We start from the raw sequence: 17,582 nt of genomic DNA on the forward strand, positions 1-17,582 counted from the left end.
GGCGGGGCTTCCACGTTTTCGGGTCTGTAGCTCAGCTGGTTAGAGCAGGGGACTCATAATCCCTTGGTCCACGGTTCAAGTCCGTGCAGACCCACCATTCACCCGGCATCGGCGATAATCACCCCGATAAAAAAGGGGGTAGCGGATGGAAGGGGAAGTCAGAAGAAACGGCGAGCGACGTCTGCAGATCCTGCAGGCGCTCGCGACGATGCTTCAGGAACCACAGCCGGAGAAAATCACCACGGCGGCACTCGCCGCGCGGGTCGGAGTGTCGGAAGCTGCACTCTATCGTCATTTTTCCAGCAAGGCGCAAATGTACGAAGGGCTGATCGAATTCATCGAGCAGACGCTTTTCGGCCTGATCGCGCGCATCGTTGCCGACACGCATTCGCCGCCTGCCCAGGTCGAAGCCATCCTCGTCACGCTCCTGAGCTTCGCGACGAAAAATCCCGGGATGACACGCGTGCTGATCGGCGAGGCGCTGGTCCACGAAAACACGCGCCTGCAAAAGCGCATCAATCAACTGCAGGACCGGATCGAAGCGCAGTTACGGCAGTGCCTGCGTCTCGGCGGCGACAGGCTGGCGAATGCGAGCGCACCGCTCGCCAATCTGCTGCTCTGTCTGGTCGTGGGTCGTTGGCACCAATACGCGAAGAGCGGCTTCACGCGCGGCCCCGAGGGCGACGTCGCGTTCATGCTGTCACACCTGCTCGCAGACGCCGCGTCTACAGGTTCAGCGCGAGCGACAGACCGGGCATAGGGGATCGCGGCGCAGTTTCATGACGCGGGCGTCGCTGCGCAAGCCGTCCCACAACAGCAGCCGGCCGACAAGAGGGTCGCCGACGCCGGCCAACAACTTCAGAACTTCGGACGCCTGCATCGCGCCGATTACGCCGACGAGCGGGGAGAACACGCCGGCCTCGGCACAGCGCAATTCCGGCTCGCCGGCTTCGTCCGGAAACAGGCAGTGGTAGCAGGGGCTGCCGGCGCGGCCTGGGGCGAACACCGCGAGCTGCCCCGAAAAGCCGATGGCCGCGCCCGACACGAGCGGCTTGCCGAAGCGCACGCACGCCGCATTGACTGCGTGGCGGGTGGCGAAGTTGTCGGAGGCGTCGACGACGACGTCGACCTGCGCGACCGCCGCCTCGAGCGCGGCGCCGGCAAGCGCTTCGCCGCGTGCGTCGACTTCGATCGTCGGATTGATCGCCTGCACGCTGCGGGCAAGAGATTCTGCCTTGTTCTCGCCGATGGCGGCGCTGCCGTGTCCGATCTGGCGCTGCAGGTTGCTCAGGTCGACGCGGTCGCCGTCGGCCAGAACGAGTCGTCCTACGCCGGCGGCACCGAGGTAGAGCGCGACCGGACAACCCAGGCCGCCGGCGCCGACGACGAGCACCGAAGCGGCCGAGATCTGCATCTGGCCGGTCACACCCAGTTCAGGCAGGAGGATGTGCCGGCTGTAGCGCAGCAGCAGATCGTCGTTCAGCTCCATCGAGAACCCGGGCTTACTTGTACCCGCGCCACTCCTCCGGCGTGTCGTCGCGGTCCCCGTGAAGATGAAGTTCGTACACCCGCATGAAGGCCTGCTGCGATTTCGCCTCCGGCTCGTCGGCCGCGACGTTGCGCCGCTGCACGCTTTCACAGAAGTACGCAAGCGCGCGCCGGAGCCTGCTGAGCAGGCTGTTGTCGAGATGAAAGCCCTGACTGGAGAGGGCCGTTTCCAAACCCTCGAGCGTGTATTCGCAGACGTGGTAGGTCACGAGCAGCCGATTGCGCTCGGCCTCCATGACGACTTGCAGCCCTTCGAGTCCTTCGAGCAGGACCCGCGCGCGTTCGACCTGGCCGGGCGGCAGGGAATGGAAGACGATTTCCCGATTTTTCTCCAGATCACACGGTCGCATGCCCAGGCCCGACAGACTAGTGAGATGCAGTATAGCCGCGTTGGACGCTGCCGGCAGGGAACGCGCCGGCAGGTCGACAGCCTCAGTGCGCCTGGAGAATCTGCAGGCCTTTCAGCAGGTTCAGCGCCTGATTGACCTGGAAATCGTTCTTGGACACGATTTCACCGGGTTCGAGCGGTGCGAGCGGCTTTCTTTCCCGCGAGGGCTGCTCCGCGGGCCCGGCCTCGTCGTCGGCCGGCACGACGATGGACGTACCCTCCTTGTCGGAAGGATTGGCCAGGTGCTTGGCGAGGTCGGCCTCGCGGATGCCGAGGCCGTCGTCTTCCGACGGCATGCTCGGATCCTCGACGACGATGTCGGGTTCGATGCCTTTGGCCTGGATCGAGCGCCCGTTCGGCGTGAAATAGCGGGCGGTCGTGAGCTTGATCGCGGTGCCGTTGCCGAGCGGCAGGATGGTCTGCACCGAGCCCTTGCCGAAGGTGCGCGTGCCCATGACCACGGCGCGCTTGTGGTCCTGCAGCGCGCCGGCCACGATCTCCGAGGCCGACGCCGAGCCGCTGTTGACGAGCACGACCATTGGCACCTGTTTCACGCCCTGCGGCAGGTTCTTCAGGTAGTCCGCCTGCATCGGGCGCAGATAGTTTTCGCGGCGCGCGGTGAGCTGCATCTTGGCATCCGGCGTGCGCCCCTCGGTGTAGACGACGAGTGCGTCGGGCTTGACGAACGCTGCGGTGACGGCGACCGCGCCGTTGAGAAGACCGCCGGGGTCGTTGCGCAGGTCGAGGATGAGGCCCTTGAGCGGCGCCTTGTTGTTCTTGTACAGCGCGTTCAGGGCTTCCGCCAGCAGTTCCCCGGTGTGCTCCTGGAACTGGGTGACACGCACATAGCCGTAGCCGCTTTCCATGAGCTTCGACTTGACGCTGCGGATCTTGATGATCGCGCGCGTGAGCGTCAGCACGATCGGTTTGTCGACGCCCTTGCGCGCGACGGTGAGCCGGATTTTCGAACCCGGCTTGCCGCGCATGCGCTTGACGGCGTCGTTGAGCGCCATGCCCTTCACCGGGGTGTCGTCGAGCTTGACGATGAGGTCGCCGGGCTTCACGCCGGCCTTGAATGCGGGCGTATCCTCGATCGGCGAAACGACCTTGATGAAGCCCTCTTCCATCCCGACTTCGATGCCCAGCCCGCCGAATTCGCCCTGGGTCCCGACCTGCAGGTCCTTGAATCCCTCGACGTCGAGATAGGCGGAGTGCGGATCGAGGCCGGTCAGCATGCCGTTGATCGCCTCGGTGATGAGTTTCTTGTCCTCGACCGGCTCGACGTAGTCGTTCTTGACCCGCGCGAACACGTCGGTGAATGCGCGCAACTCCTCGATTGGCAGCGGCGCCCCGGCCTCCTTGTCGGCGATCGCCGAAAGATTGAGCGTGAGGGCAGCGCCCGCCAGCACGCCGGCCACACCGACGAGAACGAATTTCGACTTCTGTGTCATCTCACTTCACCCACCCGAGGGGATTAACAGGGCGGCTCTGATGCCGCATTTCAAAGTACAGGCCGGAGTCCGGTTGGCCCCCGCTGTTGCCCACCGCGGCGATAGGATCGCCGGGTTTAACCCGCTCGCCCACCTGCTTATACAGACTTTCATTATTGCTGTACAGGCTCATGTAGCCCTCGCCGTGGTCGACGATGATGAGGTTGCCGAACCCTCGCAACCACTCGGCGAAAACGACCTGGCCGGCCGCAATCGCCTTCACGGCGCTACCTTGCGCGGCACGGATGAAGATGCCTTTCCAGCTCGTCCCGCCGCCTTCTCTCGGAGCACCAAAACGGTTCATCAGTTCCCCGGCGACTGGAAGGTGCAGCGATCCCTTGAGCCGGGAGAACGGCCGATCCGACTCGAACGCGACCGGCGTTTCGGTATTGACGCCGAGCGGTCGCCGCGACCGGGACGATTCGGCTGTCGAGGGCGCGCTCTTCCGCGCCGCGCGCTTCCGTGCCGCCTCGCGCGCGGCCTGCTCAGCCATGACACGGTTGAGGCGCTGCACGAGTCGGGTCAGGTTGCGCTCGTCGCGCTTGAGATTGGAAATTTCGCGACGCTGTTGCTGTATCTGAAGCGAGAGCTTCTGCAGCGTCTGCTCGCGCGCCTGCTTGTCAGCCACAAGCTTGCGCTGCTCGGCCTCGCGTGCGGCCTGTAGCTCGGTCAGCTCGCTCGTCTTTTCCGCCGCCTGCTGCTCGAGCATCGCGAGCTGCGCGAGATCGGCCCGCAGCGTCGCGATCATCGCGTGACGGGCGCGCGAGACGTGGGAAAGATAACGCAGGTCGCGCGCGGCCTGGTTCGGATCGCCACCGTTGAGCACGAGTTTGAGCGGGTCGCCCTGGCCGCGCCGATAGGCGCTCTTGAGCACATGCGCCAGGCGCTCCTGTTGTTCCGTCACACGATCCGCGGTCAGCCGCGCCTGCGCGCCGAGCTTCTGCAGTTCGCCGTGTGCCTGGGCGCGCTTCTGATCGAGCTCACGCAACTGGCGCACGCCGCTGCTGATGGCGCGTTCGGAGTCCCGCAGCGCATCGACCGCCTCCTTGCGGTCGGCCTGCGTATCCCGGAATTGCTGCTGAAGCGTCTGCAGGCGCTGCTTGAGTGCGTCGAGCTCGGACCGCTTGCGGCTGGCCTGATCGGCCGCGGCGTACAGCGGCAGGCAGAGCAGCAACAGGATGAGGAAGCGTTTTCCGTTCACCCTCGCGCGCTTACTCGAAGGGCCGCGCGTTTACTCGAACGCAAGCAGCGATTCCCCGCTCATTTCGGGTGGCTGCGGCAGACCCATCATTCTGAGCAGCGTCGGGCTGACGTCCTCCAGAGCCCCGGTCTCGGCCAGACTCGCGTGGCGACGGCCGACGAAGATCACGGGCACGAGATTCATGGTGTGTGCGGTGTGCGCCTGGCCGGTTTCGGCGTCGAGCATGAGTTCGGCGTTGCCGTGGTCAGCCGTGATCAGGACCTCGCCGCCGCGGGCGAGCTGCGCCTCGACGACGCGGCCGAGGCAGGTGTCGACGGTCTCGATCGCCTTGATCGCCGCCTCGAGATTGCCGGTGTGGCCGACCATGTCGGGATTGGCGTAGTTGCAGACGATGAGGTCGTACTGCTTGCTGCCGATCGCGGCGAGCAGCTTTTCCGTTACCTCGAAGGCACTCATCTCAGGCTTGAGATCATAGGTCGCGACGTCCGGCGACGACACGAGGATGCGGTCCTCGCCCGGGAACGACACTTCCTCGCCACCGTTGAAGAAGAAGGTCACGTGCGGATACTTCTCGGTCTCGGCGATGCGCAACTGGCGCAGCCCGAGGTTGGCGACGTATTCGCCGAGCCCGTTCTTGATGCGTTCGGGAGGGAACGCGACCGACACGTCGAAATCGTCGCTGTAGCCGGTCAGCGTGCAGTAGGTCGCCAGACGCGGCGTGCGTTCACGCTCGAACTCGCTGAAGTCGGGCTCGATGAAAGGTCGCGACAATTGGCGTGCGCGGTCGGAGCGGAAATTCAGGAAAATGACCGAATCGCCGTCCTCCATCGTCACCGGCCTGCCGTCGGCCGGCACGATCGCGGTCGCCTTGACGAACTCGTCGGTCTCGCCGCGCGCGTAGGCCGCTTCGAGTCCGGCCTGTGCAGACCCGGCGCTGAACTCGGCCGCGCCTTGAGTCAGGAGGTCGTAGGCCGATTTCACACGTTGCCAACGACGATCGCGGTCCATCGCAAAGTAGCGGCCGATCATCGACGCAACATGACCGACCCCGGCCTGCGCTATCTTGTCGGTCAGGCGGCGCAGGTAGAGTTCGGCGCTCTTGGGCGGCGTGTCGCGGCCATCGAGAAACACGTGCAGGCAGACCTTGCTGAGCCCCTCGCGCGCGGCCAGATCGAGCAGGGCATGGAAATGCAACTCGTGGCTGTGCACGCCGCCGTCCGACAGCAGGCCCAGGACGTGCAGGGTCTTGCCGTTGTCGCGCGCCAGATGCACGGCGTTCAGCAAGGCCGGGTTGGTGTAGAAGTAACCCGACTCGATCGCGCGGTCGATGCGGGTGAATTCCTGGTACACGACCCGCCCCGCCCCGATATTGAGATGGCCGACCTCGGAATTGCCCATCTGCCCCTTCGGCAGCCCGACCTCCGACTCGGAGGCGTGGATGAGGGTGTGCGGATGGTGCTTCCAGAGCCGGTCCCAATTCGGCTTGTTGGCCTGTGCAATCGCATTGTTCGCGCGTTCGTCGCGGCAGCCAAACCCGTCGAGGATGATGAGGAGAACCGGCAGGGCTTTCATGAAAAAGTTCGTTATTACCTGACTCGTTTACAAGGAATTATTTTAATATATGCGTGATTGCTAATCTATACGCGACCGCCAAAGTCGCGGGAAATGTGGCGCGCAAGCGCGTGGGGACAAGCCTCCAGACCGCGCCTGCGGGACCCAAGGATCGAGGGAATGAATATGGCAGCTGAGTGGGATGAAGTGGATCTCCTGGACAAGGACGAGCACATCGAGCAGGCCTCGCGTGCGATGAAGGCCATGTCCCATCCGCTGCGGCTCAAGATTCTTTGCGTGCTCGGCGACAAGGAAGTCAGCGTCCAGGACATCGTCGACCACGTCGGTACCTCGCAAAGCAATATCTCGCAACACCTTGCGATCCTGCGCGACAAGGGCGTCCTGCGGACGCGCAAGGACGCCAACCGTGTGTTCTACCGCGTGGGCGATACGCGCACGCTCAAGCTGTTGGGCATGATGCGCGACGTGTTCTGCGGTTTCACCAAATAAACCCGGCATCTGCACCCTCTTCGACTTCTCCGCGTTTGCTCGCCCGGCACGCTGACCCGGCCTGAATAGCCAGCTCGACACCGTCATGCCGTCGGATACGCGACGCCGGCGACAAGGCCCCGTGAACACGACGCATTGTCCCAGCACCCGGATTTTCTGCACGCGTCGCCAAGCTCCCGGCGGAACGCAGCGGATATAATCGCCTGACTCCGGAACCTTGGGCAAAGCTCTCGGGCCCGGCTCAATCGATCGGGATGCATGCGACTGACTCACTCACGGACTCCATCGACGCGCGTCATGCTTGATTCTGCGCGCCATCCCGCCGGCCGATCGCCGCACCGGCGAACACGGCCTTTCCTCCGCCCTACCGATTCCACGCATACCGCGGGCCTACGCAGCTTCGAGCCTTTGAATCTTCCGGAATCGACGGATACTTTAATGAATTGCCTGGAGATTTGCCCGTGCTGAGTCCCGTTCGTCTACTGGTCTGCGCCCTCCTGCTCTCGCCTTCCGCCTGGGGGGCACTACCGTTCGCGGTTGCGCCGGTCAAATATCAGGTCGCGGACAGCGGCTACAGCACCGAAGCGAGCGTAGAAGCGGTCAAACAGTCGACGCTCGCCGCGCAGGTTTCCGGCCGGGTTGCAGCGGTCAACTTCGACGCCGGCGATTACGTCAAGGCGGGCACGGTGCTCGTGCGGCTGTCGGCGCAGGAGCTCTCGTCGGCCGTTGCCGGCAGCCAGGCACAGGTCGCGGAAGCCGCGGCGGCGCTCGCCAATGCACGTGCCAATTACGAGCGCCAGCAGCAGCTGTTCCGCCAGCGATTCATCAGCCAGGCCGCGCTCGACCGCGCCACCGCCGAGTTCCGCGCCGCCGAGGCAGCGGCGCGCGCAGCCCGCGCCGGGGCCGGCGAGTCTTCCGCGGTACGCGGCTACACCGTGATCCGCGCGCCGTATTCGGGCGTCGTCGCGGCGCGCCACGTCGAGGTCGGTGAAACGGTGACACCCGGCAAGCCATTGATGACCGGCTTCGACCCCAAGGACATGCGGGTCGTCGCCAACATCCCGCAATACAAGCTTGCCACCGTGAAGGCCGCGCCGCGCGTCGCGGTCGAAATCCCCTCGCTCAACAAGTGGATCGACGCCGTCGGCGTCACGGTCCTCCCCTCGGCCGACGCGGCGACGCACACGGTCAAGGTGCGGCTCGACCTGCCGGCCGACGTCGACGGCGTCATCCCCGGCATGTTCGCGCGCGCGCACTTCTCGACCGGAAGCGCGCGCAAGCTCGTGATCCCGCTCGCCGCGCTGGTGCGCCGGTCCGAGATCACGGCCGTCTACGTCGTCAGCGGCGAGCGGGTGAGCCTGCGCCAGCTGCGCCTCGGGACGCCGAATGCGCGCGGCCAGGTCGAAGTGCTCGCGGGACTCAATCCCGGCGACATCATCGCGCTCGAGCCGATCAAGGCCGGGATCTACGCCAAGAGCGCCGCCAACAAATCGGCCAAATAAGCGCAGACAGCCATGGGACTCTCCGGACGCGTCGCCCGCTTCTTCCTCACCTCGCAGCTGACGCCGCTCATCGCCCTGATGGCGGCCCTGCTCGGTCTCTTCGCCATCCTCGTCACGCCGCGGGAAGAGGAACCGCAGATCAACGTGACCATGGCCAACGTGTTCATTCCCTTCCCCGGTGCGTCGGCGAAGGACGTCGAAGCCCTGGTCGCCACGCCCGCGGAGCAGGTGTTGTCGCAGATTTCCGGCATCGAACACGTCTACTCGGTGTCGAAACCGGGCATGGCGATCCTGACCGTGCAGTATCTGGTCGGCCAGGATCGTACCCAGGCCTTGGTCCGGCTCTACGACACGATCCAGGCCAACCGCGACTGGGTCTCGCCCGAACTCGGCGTCGGCGAGCCGATCATCAAGCCGCTCGGCATCGACGACGTGCCGATCGTGACCGTGACGCTGTGGACGCGCGACCCCAAGCGCGCCGCCTACGAACTCGAGCAGGCCGCGCACGCCGCCGAGATCGAATTGAAGCGCATCGCCGGAACGCGCGAGGTCACGACCGTCGGCGGCCCCGGCCGCGCGGTGCGGGTGATGATGGACCCCGACCGCATGGCGGCCTTCGACGTCTCGGCGCAGGACATCCGCGATGCCTTGCAGGTGTCGAACGCCGCCCAGCCGTCGGGAACGCTGGTGTCGAACAACCGCGAGATCCTGGTGCAGACCGGCACCTTTCTTTCCGGAGTCGACGACGTCAAGCAGCTCGTGGTCGGCGTCGCCGAGGGCCGGCCGGTCTACATGAACGACATCGCGAGCGTCGTCGGCGGCGCCGATCAGCCGGCGCGCTATGTCTGGCACGGACCGGGGGCCGGGGGCACGCACCAGGCCGACAGCGGCCAGACCTTCCCGGCCGTCACGCTCGCAGTCTCGAAAAAACCGGGCGAAAACGCGGTCGACGTCGCGCAAAAGGTCATCGAGCGCGTCGCCTCGTTGCAGAACAGCGTACTTCCCGAAGGGGTCGAGGCGAGCGTCACGCGCAACTATGGCGCGACCGCTGACGACAAGGCGAAGAAGCTCATCCAGAAGCTGATTTTCGCGACCGCCTCGGTCGTGCTGCTGGTCCTCTTCGCGCTCGGCAAGCGCGAAGCGCTGATCGTCGGCGCCGCCGTGCTGCTGACGCTCGCGGCGACGCTGTTCGCGTCGTGGGCCTGGGGGTTCACGCTGAACCGCGTGTCGCTGTTCGCGCTGATCTTCTCGATCGGCATCCTCGTCGACGACGCCATCGTCGTCGTCGAGAACATCCACCGCCGCATGAGCCTCGACCACGACGGCCTGGAGGCGATCATTCCGCGCGCCGTCGACGAAGTCGGCGGGCCGACCATCCTCGCGACGCTGACCGTGATCGCCGCGCTGCTGCCAATGGCCTTCGTCACCGGCCTCATGGGGCCGTACATGAGCCCGATTCCGATCAACGCGTCGATCGGCATGCTGATCTCGCTGGCGATCGCCTTCATCGTCACGCCCTGGCTCGCGCTCAAGCTTATCCGCAATGCCCCCCACGCCGGGCACACCGCGGGCGAGGACAGGCTGCACGCGCTCTTCCGCACGCGCCTGACACCTTTTCTGCGCGGCGCGGACGGCAAGCGGGCGCGCAACAAGCTGTGGCTCGGGATCGCGCTCGCGATCCTGGTCTCGGTCGCGCTGCCGGCGGTGCAGCTCGTGATCCTGAAAATGCTGCCCTTCGACAACAAGTCGGAATTCCAGATCGTCGTCGACATGCCGGTCGGCACGCCGCTCGAAAAGACCGCGCAAGTCCTCGCCGAGATGGGCGCGGCGGTCGCCGAGATGCCGGAAGTCACCGACTACCAGGCCTACGCCGGCACCGCCGCGCCGATCAACTTCAACGGCCTCGTGCGCCAGTATTACCTGCGCGCCGGACCCGAGGTCGGCGACCTGCAGGTCAACCTCGTCGACAAGCACGACCGCGACCGCAAGAGCCACGAGATCGCCCAGGCCGTTCGCCCGCGGGTCGAGGCCGTAGCGCGGCGTCACGGCGCTGACGTCAAGGTCGTCGAAGTGCCGCCCGGGCCGCCGGTGATGTCGCCGATCGTCGCCGAAGTCTACGGCCCCGACTACGAGGCCCAGATCGCCGTCGCCAAGCAGGTGCGCGGCGTTTTCGAGAAGACCGAGGGCATCGTCGCGATCGACGACACGGTCGAGGACGACGCCCAGCGGCTGGTCCTGCGCGTGCTGCAGAACAAGGCAGCGCTCGCCGGCGTTGCGCAGAAGGACGTGGTTGCGGCGATGCGCATGGGGCTTTCGGGCGAGAACGTCACGCCGATCCACGGCAGCGGCGCCAAATACGAGATCCCGGTGCGCATCACGCTGCCGCCCGAGCGCCAGAGCGAGATCGACGAACTGCTGAAGCTGACCGTGCGCGGCGCCAACGGCAACCTCGTCCCCTTGTCGGAGCTCGTCGAGGTGCTGCCGAGCGCGCGCGAGAAGACGATTTATCACAAGGATCTTCTGCCGGTCGTCTTCGTCTTCGGCGACACCGGCGGCAAGACCGACTCCCCGCTCTACGGCCTGTTCGGCATGCGCGGCGCGCTCGAGGGCAAGGCGCTCGAACAGGGCGGCAGCCTCGCCGAATATTTCATCACCCAGCCCGCCGATCCCTACGCCGGTTTCAGCCTGAAATGGGACGGTGAGTGGCAGGTGACCTACGAAACCTTCCGCGACATGGGGATCGCCTACGCGGTCGGACTGTTGCTGATCTATCTGCTGGTCGTCGCGCAGTTCAAGAGCTACCTGACGCCGCTCGTCATCATGGCGCCGATTCCGCTCACAGTCATCGGCGTGATGCCCGGACACGCGCTGCTCGGCGCCCAGTTCACCGCGACGTCGATGATCGGCATGATCGCGCTCGCCGGCATCATCGTGCGCAACTCGATCCTGCTCGTCGATTTCATCAACGAGCAGGCCGCTGCCGGGGTGCCGTTCCAGGAAGCCGTGATCCAGGCCGGCGCGACCCGCGCCAAACCCATCGTACTGACCGGCCTCGCGGCCATGCTCGGTGCGTTCTTCATTCTCGATGACCCGATCTTCTCGGGCCTCGCGGTATCCTTGATTTTTGGCATCTTCGTCTCCACCTTGCTGACGCTGGGCGTCATCCCCGTGCTCTATTACGCCGCGAATTACCGCAAACACTTGTCCTAGGAGTTTCACCATGACCGTTGAACGCTTGGTCCGCATCATCGCGGGTTTCTTCATCATGCTGTCGCTGGCGCTGGCCCACGCGGCCGGCAGCGTCGACATGACGTCGCTGTCGTGGCTGTGGTTCACGGCCTTCGTCGGCTTCAACCTTTTCCAGTCCGGTTTCACCCGCTTCTGTCCGATGGACACCATGCTGAAGAAAGCCGGCGTCAAATCCGGCTGCGGTCTGTAGGAAGACCTCATGGACATGCAATTCCTGCAGGACAACTGGATGCTCGTCGCCCTCGCGCTGATATCGGGCGCGATGCTCGTCTGGTCCTTCGTCGGCGGCTCGCTTTCCGGCGTCGAACAGGCCGACACGCTCAAGGCGACGCGGCTGTTCAACGACGACGCCCTCGTCCTCGACGTGCGCGAAGACAAGGAATACGCGGCCGGCCACATTCCGAAGGCCAAGCACATCCCGCTCGGGCAGCTTCAGAGCCGGCTCAGCGAGCTCGACAAGCACAAGAACAAGCCCGTGCTCGTCACCTGTCGCAGCGGCAACCGCTCGGCGCACGCCTGCCGCATCCTGAAGAAGGCCGGTTTCGAATCCGTGTACAACCAGGCCGGCGGCATCCTCGCGTGGGAACGCGCCAATCTTCCGGTCACTCAGAAATAAGGAGCCCCCATGGCTAAAGTCGTGATGTACTGCACCGCCGTCTGCCCGTATTGCGTCGCCGCCGAGCGGCTGCTGAAAAGCCGCGGCGTCGCCGAAATCGAAAAGATTCGCGTCGACCTCGACCCCTCCCGCATGGACGAGATGATCGAGCGCTCGGGCGGGCGCCGTACCGTGCCCCAGGTGTTCATCGGCGACACCCACGTCGGCGGCTTCGACGACACCTCCGCGCTCGACGCGGCCGGCGAGCTGCTGCCGTTGCTCGCGCGCGACTGACCGCAGCGGCGGGCGCCACTTGAATTTTCCGGCGCCTTCCCCCACCTTGAAGCGAAGCCCTTTCGTTTCGAGGACGCCGCCATGGAACTCGCCTGCCCCCACTGCCTCGCCGTCAACCGCGTGCCCGACGAGCGCCTCGCCGAGTCGCCGAAGTGCGGCAAGTGCGGCGCCGTGCTCCTGCCGGCAAAGCCACTCGACCTGACGGCCGACAGCTTCGACCGCTTCATCGCACGCGCCGGCCTGCCGGTTCTCGTCGACTTCTGGGCCGAGTGGTGCGGCCCATGCAAGATGATGGCGCCCGTGTTCCAGCAGGTCGCAGCCGAGATGGCGACGCGGGTGCGCTTCGCCAAGGTCGACACCGAGGCCGAGCCGCAGGTCTCGATGCGCCATCACATCAAGGGCATCCCGAGCCTGATCCTGTTCCGCAACGGCGCCGAGGCCGCGCGCACGTCGGGCGCGATGGACGGCCATGCGCTGAAACGCTGGCTCGCGGCGCAAGGGATTCGATAGCGCGTTAAAATAAGCCTTCCGGAGCCTGCGGCTCCGGTTTTCTTATTCAGGGGGAGACCATGAGCGACGCGCAGCAGCCCGTATTCAACATCGAGAAACTCTACGTCAAGGATTTGTCGGTCGAGGTTCCGAATGCCCCCGCCGTCTACCTCGAACGCGAAGCGCCGCAGATGGAAGTCAACATGTCGACCGAAAGCCGCGCGCTCAACGAAGACATGTATCACAGCAGCATCACGGTGACGGTCACGGCGAAGCTCGGCGACAAGACGATGTTCCTCGTCGAATGTACGCAAGCCGGCATCTTCCGCATCCAGAACGTACCCCAGGACCAGATGCCGATGGTCCTCGGCATCGGCTGCCCGAACATCGTTTTCCCCTATCTCAGGGAGACCGTGTCCGACGTCGTGATCCGCGCGGGCTTCCCGCCTCTGCTCCTGAACCCGGTCAACTTCGAAGCCATTTTCGTGCAGCAACAGCAGGCCCAGCAGCAACAGGCGGGCGCCGCGCAGACGCATTGAGCGGGATCCCGAATTTGCGAATACCGCGCCCCGCGCCGCTTTTCCTGGGCAGCCTGTTGCTGCTCGGCAACCCGGCCGCGAATGCCCTCGACTTTCGCACCACGAGCCGACCGGCGCTGCTGTACACCGCGCCGTCGAACACGGCCGGCAAGGTCGCGATCGCCGGCAGCGGGTTGCCACTCGAAGTCGTCGTCGACACCGAAAACTGGGCCAAGGTCCGCGATCACAGCGGGCGCCTCGCATGGATCGAGAAAGCGGCGCTGGGTGGCAGCAGAAACGTCGTCGTCAAGGCCGAGACGAGCCTTGTCCGCACGCAGCCGCGGCCCGACGCGGAAGTCGCGTTTCGCGTCGCGCGCGGCGTGCTGCTCGGGGTGACCGGCGAACCCGACGCCTACGGCTGGCTGCCCGTCAAGCACGCCGACGGCATGGCCGGTTGGCTGCCCTTGCACGAGGTCTGGGGTCGATGAAGCTCACCGTACTCGGCGCCGGCGCGTGGGGAACGGCGCTGGCCGCGAGCTGGGCGTCGCAGCATGCGGTGACGCTGTGGGGGCGCAATGCACGCGATGTCGACACGATGCGCGCCTCCCGCGTCAATACCCACTATCTGCCCGGCTGCCCACTTCCTTCGTCGCTCGCCCTGAGCGCCGATTTCGACCGCGCGCTCGAGGCGGCCGAACTCATCGTCATCGCCGTACCCAGCAGCGGCCTGCGCGCGACGCTCGCAGCGCTGGCCCGCCGGCCCGCGCTGCCGCCCATCCTCTGGGTATGCAAGGGCTTCGAGCCGGGCACCCGGCGGCTTCCGCACCAACTCGTCGCCGAACTTCTGCCGGCGGGCGCCGAGACTGGCGTGCTGTCGGGCCCGAGCTTTGCCCAGGAGGTGGCGCACGGCTATCCCACCGCGCTCACCCTGGCGTCGGCAGACATTGCGCTGGCGCAGCGGCTCGCCGAGGCGCTGTCCGGAAACCGCCTGCGACTTTACGCGCACGACGACGTCGTCGGAGTCGAGATCGGGGGCGCGCTGAAGAACGTCATGGCGATCGCCGCGGGCATCTGCGACGGACTCAATTTCGGCCACAACGCGCGCGCCGCGCTGATCACGCGCGGACTCGCCGAAATGACCCGGCTCGGGGTCGACTCCGGCGGCCGATTCGAAACCTTCATGGGGCTGTCCGGCCTCGGCGATCTCATCCTCACGACCACGGGCGATCTCTCGCGCAATCGTCAGGTCGGCCTGCGCGTCGCCAAGGGGCAGCCGCTCGACCGCATCCTCGACGAACTCGGCCACGTCGCCGAAGGCGTCACGACCGCACGCGAGGTCGCCGCGCTGGCGGCCGAGCGCGGCGTGGAGATGCCGATCGCGCGCATGGTCTGCCGCATCCTGTTCGAGGGCCTGCCCGCGAGCGAAGCCGTCGACTCGCTGCTCAACCGCGAAATCCGCTCGGAATTCTAGGCGCGCTCAGGCCTCGGGCGCCGACGCTAGCGGATCCCATTCCCGCAGCCGGCGCTCGGGATCACAGCCACCAGCGCGCGGCTGAACAGGTAGCCTTGGGCGTAGTCGCTCCGCTGTGTTCGCAGGGGTGCGAGCCGGGCCACGATGTCCTTCCGCGACGACTTTCGATCCGGCCGCGCTGTCGACGGCGCCTGTGCCGCCTCCCAGCACGGAACGACGCAACAGGATTCGAACGACGGAAAAACGGAATGGCACAAGTGCCCCGTTCGTACGACTGCCCATTCGCTCGCCGGACGAGGGGTGTAGAAACTCGCCGCGACGCGCGCCGCGGGGTCGGAGCGGGGTCGCCAGATCATGCCGCGCAGCCGCAAAGGCGGCGAACTCAGCGGCCGATTGCCCGCGCGGCGGTGCCGCGACGCTTCTGAGGTGACGCGGCCGGCATCAGCCGCGGCGCGGGGCGCGTTCCTGCCGGCTGGGAGCGCGCGCGCCCTCGCCCGAGGCTGAACACCCCGACAGCCTGAGCGAGCCGGTCTGCCTGTTCGTGCAGGCTTTGCGCGGCGGCGGCCGCCTCCTCGACGAGCGCCGCGTTTTGCTGCGTGATTTCGTCCATCTGCCCGACCGCCTCGTTGACCTGCTCGATGCCCGCGTGCTGCTCCTGGCTCGCGGTCGCGATGCCGCCGACGATCCCGGCGACGAGTTCGACCGAGGTGACGATATCGTCCATCGCCTCCCCGGCCTGGTCGACGAGTTTGGCGCCCTGCTCAACTTTTTCGACCGAGTCGCCGATCAGGTCCTTGATTTCCCGCGCGGCGAGCGTCGAGCGCTGCGCGAGATGCCTGACCTCGGTGGCGACGACGGCGAAGCCCCGCCCCTGCTCGCCGGCGCGCGCCGCCTCGACCGCCGCGTTCAGGGCGAGGATGTTGGTCTGGAACGCGATCCCGTCGATGACGCTGATGATGTCGGAGATGCGCGCCGAACTCGCCTTGATCGACGTCATCGTGTCGACGACCTGATTGACGACGCCGCCGCCCTTGACTGCGATATCGGTCGCCGCGTCGGCGAGCTGGTTGGCGTGGCGCGCGTGCTCGGCGTTCTGCTTGACCGTACCCGTGAGTTCCTCCATCGACGCCGCGGTCTGTTCCAGATTCGACGCCTGCGATTCGGTCCGTCCTGCCAGATCCGCGTTACCGGCCGCGATCTCGCCCGTTGCGACACGAATACTGCCGACGTTGGAACCGATGTCGCTCAGCACGGCGACCATGTTCGCCGTCATCTGCTGCAGCGCGAGCATCAGTTGCCCGGTTTCCTCCCACGCCGTCACTTCGAAGCGGTGCGACAGGTCACCGCCCGCGATCGCACGGGCGACACCCAGCGCGCGGTCGAGCGGGCGCAGGATCGTGCGCGAAATGAAGTAGCCGAACAGCAGCGTCAGCACGGCACCGACCGCGCCGGCAGCCGCCACGACGGTCGGGATGACGCTGTCGACGCCGGCGGCGCGGGCGAGCGCGCTCGTCTCGTACCAGCCGAACACCCCGCCCGCGAGCATCAGCGTCGCGCCGATTGCGGTGCTCAGCAGGATGCGCGTATTGACCGGGATGCGGCGGAACGCCAGCAGACGACCGACCAGGCCGCCGCGTGACACGACGCCACGGCGGATTTCGAGGCGCTTCGGCGACCCTTCGCGCAACTGCCGATACAGCTGCTCCGCCTCGGCGATCTGTTCGCGGGTCGGTCTGGTGCGTACCGACAGGAAGCCGCTCAGAACGCCATCTTCGCGGACCGGAGTGACGTTCGCCTGGACCCAGTAGAAATCGCCGTTCTTGCGCCGGTTCTTCACGAGCCCGGTCCACGGCAGCCCCGCCTGCAGGGTTGACCAGAGGTCGGCAAAGGCCTCCGGCGGCATGTCCGGGTGGCGAACGAGGTTGTGCGGCTGGCCGATGAGTTCCGCCTCGGTGTAGCCGCTCGCCTCGACGAACGCCGGGTTGGCGTAGACGATCACCCCCTCGCGATCGGTCTTGGAAACGAGCGTGTCGCCCTCGCTCAGTTCGTAGGCATGGTTCGTAACGGGCAGATTGACGCGCATGGCTGGCGATGTGTAGTGAATGTTATCTGGAGCGCAGCCGGCCCGCTTCACGCGTGAGCAAAACCGAGGAGCGTTGGCATGCCGGTCGGGGCGGACCCGCCTGCCCGATTCGGCATATCGTGATATGTATATCGTCATTGTCCGAGAAAACTTTAGGCCGCCGCGGTCTGCGGCCGCGGAGATGCGTCGGTTCTGTGTCGCCGGCCGTCACCCCCCGCCGGCAAACCCGTTCTGCCGCCAAGCCTCGAACACCACGACGCTGACCGCGTTGGAAAGATTGAGGCTGCGCGAACCCGGCAGCATCGGCAGACGCAGCCGTTGGTCGACGTCGAAATGCGCGAGCAGGTCGGCCGGCAGGCCGCGGGACTCGGGGCCGAACAGCAGCACGTCGCCGGCCTCGAACGCCACGCTCGCATAGCTGCGACTGCCCCGGGTCGTGAGCGCGAACCAGCGCCGGCCGGCGAGGGCCTCCTGCACCGCGGTCCAGTCGGCATGCACGTGGACGCTTGCCATGTCGTGATAGTCGAGCCCGGCGCGTACAAGCTGCTTGTCCGACAGGTCGAAGCCGAGCGGCTCGACGAGGTGCAGGCGCGCGCCGGTGTTGGCGGCGAGGCGGATCAGATTGCCGGTATTGGGCGGGATTTCGGGCTGATATAAAACAATGTCAAACATCGGGCTTGCCCTAAAATAAAA

Annotated in this window: 18 protein-coding genes and 1 tRNA gene; 12 read left to right on the forward strand and 7 right to left on the reverse strand. The window is 66.1% G+C overall.

Annotated elements, in window-relative coordinates; translation table 11 throughout:
- Nucleotides 1-20: 20 nt before the first annotated feature.
- Together TBD_RS11990 and slmA are read left to right on the forward strand one after the other, a co-directional pair.
- Nucleotides 21-97: transfer RNA gene (locus TBD_RS11990), tRNA-Ile, on the forward strand.
- Between the two features lie 48 nt (nt 98-145).
- Nucleotides 146-760, forward strand: a complete 615-nt coding sequence (gene slmA, locus TBD_RS11995; RefSeq protein ID WP_011312901.1) for a nucleoid occlusion factor SlmA — start codon at nt 146-148, stop codon at nt 758-760.
- Here the strand turns inward: slmA and TBD_RS12000 are convergent.
- From TBD_RS12000 to gpmI, 5 genes are all read right to left on the reverse strand, one after another.
- Nucleotides 734-1,489: a HesA/MoeB/ThiF family protein gene (locus tag TBD_RS12000; protein WP_011312902.1), complete on the reverse strand. Its 756-nt coding sequence runs from the start codon at nt 1,487-1,489 to the stop codon at nt 734-736. The genes slmA and TBD_RS12000 overlap by 27 nt on opposite strands.
- Nucleotides 1,490-1,502: 13 nt before the next feature.
- Entirely contained in the window at nt 1,503-1,898 is a 396-nt protein-coding gene (locus TBD_RS12005; RefSeq protein ID WP_011312903.1) for a hypothetical protein, read from the reverse strand.
- 82 nt (nt 1,899-1,980) lie between these two features.
- Nucleotides 1,981-3,387, reverse strand: coding sequence for a S41 family peptidase (locus TBD_RS12010; RefSeq protein ID WP_011312904.1), 1,407 nt, complete (start codon nt 3,385-3,387; stop codon nt 1,981-1,983).
- A 1-nt stretch (nt 3,388) separates the two neighbouring features.
- Nucleotides 3,389-4,600 (reverse strand): murein hydrolase activator EnvC family protein, encoded by a 1,212-nt coding sequence (locus TBD_RS12015; protein WP_238376453.1) that lies wholly within the window; start codon nt 4,598-4,600, stop codon nt 3,389-3,391.
- Between the two features lie 57 nt (nt 4,601-4,657).
- Complete coding sequence (gene gpmI, locus TBD_RS12020) at nt 4,658-6,199, reverse strand: 2,3-bisphosphoglycerate-independent phosphoglycerate mutase (protein ID WP_011312906.1); 1,542 nt, start codon at nt 6,197-6,199, stop codon at nt 4,658-4,660.
- A 159-nt stretch (nt 6,200-6,358) separates the two neighbouring features.
- On the opposite strand from gpmI, the gene TBD_RS12025 reads away from it, so the two are divergent.
- The 10 genes from TBD_RS12025 to TBD_RS12070 all read left to right on the forward strand — a co-directional run bounded on the left by TBD_RS12025 (nt 6,359) and on the right by TBD_RS12070 (nt 14,806).
- Nucleotides 6,359-6,688 carry an ArsR/SmtB family transcription factor gene (locus tag TBD_RS12025; protein WP_011312907.1) on the forward strand — a complete coding sequence of 110 codons (330 nt, stop codon included), beginning with the start codon at nt 6,359-6,361 and terminating at the stop codon, nt 6,686-6,688.
- A gap of 461 nt (nt 6,689-7,149) precedes the next feature.
- Entirely contained in the window at nt 7,150-8,190 is a 1,041-nt protein-coding gene (locus tag TBD_RS12030; RefSeq protein WP_011312908.1) for an efflux RND transporter periplasmic adaptor subunit, read from the forward strand.
- Between the two features lie 12 nt (nt 8,191-8,202).
- Nucleotides 8,203-11,400, forward strand: a complete 3,198-nt coding sequence (locus TBD_RS12035) for an efflux RND transporter permease subunit (RefSeq protein WP_011312909.1) — start codon at nt 8,203-8,205, stop codon at nt 11,398-11,400.
- A gap of 10 nt (nt 11,401-11,410) precedes the next feature.
- Nucleotides 11,411-11,629, forward strand: a complete 219-nt coding sequence (locus tag TBD_RS12040; RefSeq protein WP_011312910.1) for a YgaP family membrane protein — start codon at nt 11,411-11,413, stop codon at nt 11,627-11,629.
- Nucleotides 11,630-11,638: 9 nt separating this feature from the next.
- Nucleotides 11,639-12,055 carry a rhodanese-like domain-containing protein gene (locus TBD_RS12045; protein WP_011312911.1) on the forward strand — a complete coding sequence of 139 codons (417 nt, stop codon included), beginning with the start codon at nt 11,639-11,641 and terminating at the stop codon, nt 12,053-12,055.
- A gap of 9 nt (nt 12,056-12,064) precedes the next feature.
- Nucleotides 12,065-12,328 carry a glutaredoxin 3 gene (gene grxC / locus TBD_RS12050; RefSeq protein WP_011312912.1) on the forward strand — a complete coding sequence of 88 codons (264 nt, stop codon included), beginning with the start codon at nt 12,065-12,067 and terminating at the stop codon, nt 12,326-12,328.
- Nucleotides 12,329-12,409: 81 nt separating this feature from the next.
- Nucleotides 12,410-12,838: a thioredoxin TrxC gene (trxC, locus tag TBD_RS12055; protein ID WP_011312913.1), complete on the forward strand. Its 429-nt coding sequence runs from the start codon at nt 12,410-12,412 to the stop codon at nt 12,836-12,838.
- A 59-nt stretch (nt 12,839-12,897) separates the two neighbouring features.
- The gene (gene secB, locus TBD_RS12060; RefSeq protein WP_011312914.1) at nt 12,898-13,356 is read left to right on the forward strand and encodes a protein-export chaperone SecB; all 459 of its coding nucleotides are present in this window, start codon (nt 12,898-12,900) and stop codon (nt 13,354-13,356) included.
- A 14-nt stretch (nt 13,357-13,370) separates the two neighbouring features.
- Entirely contained in the window at nt 13,371-13,823 is a 453-nt protein-coding gene (locus TBD_RS12065; protein ID WP_187147197.1) for an SH3 domain-containing protein, read from the forward strand.
- The gene (locus TBD_RS12070; RefSeq protein ID WP_011312916.1) at nt 13,820-14,806 is read left to right on the forward strand and encodes an NAD(P)H-dependent glycerol-3-phosphate dehydrogenase; all 987 of its coding nucleotides are present in this window, start codon (nt 13,820-13,822) and stop codon (nt 14,804-14,806) included. The genes TBD_RS12065 and TBD_RS12070 overlap by 4 nt, the downstream gene beginning before the upstream one ends.
- Nucleotides 14,807-15,188: 382 nt before the next feature.
- On the opposite strand, the gene TBD_RS15250 is transcribed toward TBD_RS12070, so the two are convergent.
- Together TBD_RS15250 and TBD_RS12080 are read right to left on the reverse strand one after the other, a co-directional pair.
- Nucleotides 15,189-16,889 (reverse strand): methyl-accepting chemotaxis protein, encoded by a 1,701-nt coding sequence (locus TBD_RS15250; RefSeq protein WP_011312918.1) that lies wholly within the window; start codon nt 16,887-16,889, stop codon nt 15,189-15,191.
- 207 nt (nt 16,890-17,096) lie between these two features.
- Nucleotides 17,097-17,561 carry a tRNA (cytidine(34)-2'-O)-methyltransferase gene (locus tag TBD_RS12080; protein WP_011312919.1) on the reverse strand — a complete coding sequence of 155 codons (465 nt, stop codon included), beginning with the start codon at nt 17,559-17,561 and terminating at the stop codon, nt 17,097-17,099.
- Nucleotides 17,562-17,582 lie beyond the last annotated feature (21 nt).

The sequence above is a fragment of the Thiobacillus denitrificans ATCC 25259 genome (assembly GCF_000012745.1).
Classification (GTDB): Bacteria; Pseudomonadota; Gammaproteobacteria; order Burkholderiales; family Thiobacillaceae; genus Thiobacillus; species Thiobacillus denitrificans_B.

What these genes read in the sequence shown, in the direction of transcription:
- slmA (WP_011312901.1), top strand. Translation starts at nt 146, where the DNA reads ATGGAAGGGGAAGTCAGAAGAAACGGCGAGCGACGTCTGCAGATCCTG.
- TBD_RS12000 (WP_011312902.1), bottom strand. Translation starts at nt 1,489, where the DNA reads ATGGAGCTGAACGACGATCTGCTGCTGCGCTACAGCCGGCACATCCTC.
- TBD_RS12005 (WP_011312903.1), bottom strand. Translation starts at nt 1,898, where the DNA reads ATGCGACCGTGTGATCTGGAGAAAAATCGGGAAATCGTCTTCCATTCC.
- TBD_RS12010 (WP_011312904.1), bottom strand. Translation starts at nt 3,387, where the DNA reads ATGACACAGAAGTCGAAATTCGTTCTCGTCGGTGTGGCCGGCGTGCTG.
- gpmI (WP_011312906.1), bottom strand. Translation starts at nt 6,199, where the DNA reads ATGAAAGCCCTGCCGGTTCTCCTCATCATCCTCGACGGGTTTGGCTGC.
- TBD_RS12025 (WP_011312907.1), top strand. Translation starts at nt 6,359, where the DNA reads ATGAATATGGCAGCTGAGTGGGATGAAGTGGATCTCCTGGACAAGGAC.
- TBD_RS12035 (WP_011312909.1), top strand. Translation starts at nt 8,203, where the DNA reads ATGGGACTCTCCGGACGCGTCGCCCGCTTCTTCCTCACCTCGCAGCTG.
- TBD_RS12040 (WP_011312910.1), top strand. Translation starts at nt 11,411, where the DNA reads ATGACCGTTGAACGCTTGGTCCGCATCATCGCGGGTTTCTTCATCATG.
- TBD_RS12045 (WP_011312911.1), top strand. Translation starts at nt 11,639, where the DNA reads ATGGACATGCAATTCCTGCAGGACAACTGGATGCTCGTCGCCCTCGCG.
- grxC (WP_011312912.1), top strand. Translation starts at nt 12,065, where the DNA reads ATGGCTAAAGTCGTGATGTACTGCACCGCCGTCTGCCCGTATTGCGTC.
- trxC (WP_011312913.1), top strand. Translation starts at nt 12,410, where the DNA reads ATGGAACTCGCCTGCCCCCACTGCCTCGCCGTCAACCGCGTGCCCGAC.
- secB (WP_011312914.1), top strand. Translation starts at nt 12,898, where the DNA reads ATGAGCGACGCGCAGCAGCCCGTATTCAACATCGAGAAACTCTACGTC.
- TBD_RS12070 (WP_011312916.1), top strand. Translation starts at nt 13,820, where the DNA reads ATGAAGCTCACCGTACTCGGCGCCGGCGCGTGGGGAACGGCGCTGGCC.
- TBD_RS15250 (WP_011312918.1), bottom strand. Translation starts at nt 16,889, where the DNA reads ATGCGCGTCAATCTGCCCGTTACGAACCATGCCTACGAACTGAGCGAG.
- TBD_RS12080 (WP_011312919.1), bottom strand. Translation starts at nt 17,561, where the DNA reads ATGTTTGACATTGTTTTATATCAGCCCGAAATCCCGCCCAATACCGGC.